At 74.6% G+C, this 936-nt stretch carries 1 protein-coding gene; it reads right to left on the bottom strand.

What is annotated here, in order from left to right:
- Positions 1-936 (bottom strand): hypothetical protein (locus IH13_RS0135875; protein WP_031091304.1); only part of this gene is annotated, 936 nt, incomplete at both ends.

The raw sequence follows: 936 nt of genomic DNA, 5'->3' as shown, positions 1-936 counted from the left end.
GGGAGCCCAGCAGGCTGGACGTCAGCGCCAGCCAGTGCTCGGCGGTGCCCGACACGAGTACCTGGTGGCCGAAGCCCTTCCGGTTCATGTCGTGGACGAAGGAGCGGGCCACGGTCCTGCTCGCCTGGTCGGCCGTCGACCACGGGGAGGCGACCAGGCCGTACGTGCCGAGCACTCCGGGCCCGGTCGCGTGGGAGCGGGCGTAGACGATCTGCCCGCCGGTGAAGAAGGTGCGGGTCCTGGTGAGCTTGCCCGCCGACTGGCCGCTGCCGCCGAGCACCATCTCCGTGTCCATCGGCACCGCTCCGGTCAGCGCCCGGACGCCGTCCACCGCCGTCAGATGCCGGAAGGTCGCCCAGAGGGTGGCGTACGGGCCCTTGCCCATCAGTCCCGAGGCACTCCAGCCCAGCGGCCCGGAACTCTGGTCGAAGTTGGCCGTCAGATACTGGGCCTGGAAGGCCCGGAGCACCGCCTCACGGGTGGGCGCGCCCTCCTCGGTGAGCTGCCACGCGCCGCCCGACCCGGAGGTCATGACCTGGCCCAGCGCCGCGACGAGCGCGGGGGAGGGCACGACACCGACGGTCAGGAACGGATGGTTCTGCAGCTCCCGGAACATCCGCGAACCCCGGCCGTCCGGTGTCACCGGGCCCGCCTCGCCCACCAGGTCGGCGGCGCGCACCAGGCTCCCGGGCCGGGACAGGTCGCCCAGTGCCAGCGCCCGTGCCCGGTCGGGCCGCAGCGTGCGCACCGGCTGCGTGGCGACGGCCGTGTAGGGGTTGGCCGCCCCCCGGCCGTGCGGGTCGACGGCGGGGGCGTGCGAGGCCGGGATGCTGATGAGCACCTGCCCGGTCCGGGGGCCCCCACCGACCGTACGGCCGCCGGGCGTGGTCCCGATGAGCAGGTCCGGCGGCTGCCGGAAGACGAACGGCTGGGTCC

This window comes from Streptomyces sp. NRRL WC-3549 (assembly GCF_000721935.1).
In the GTDB taxonomy this organism is placed as follows: Bacteria; Actinomycetota; Actinomycetes; order Streptomycetales; family Streptomycetaceae; genus Streptomyces.
The sequence above is the reverse complement of the archived record's forward strand: the minus strand, read 5'-3'. Positions and strand labels throughout refer to the sequence as shown.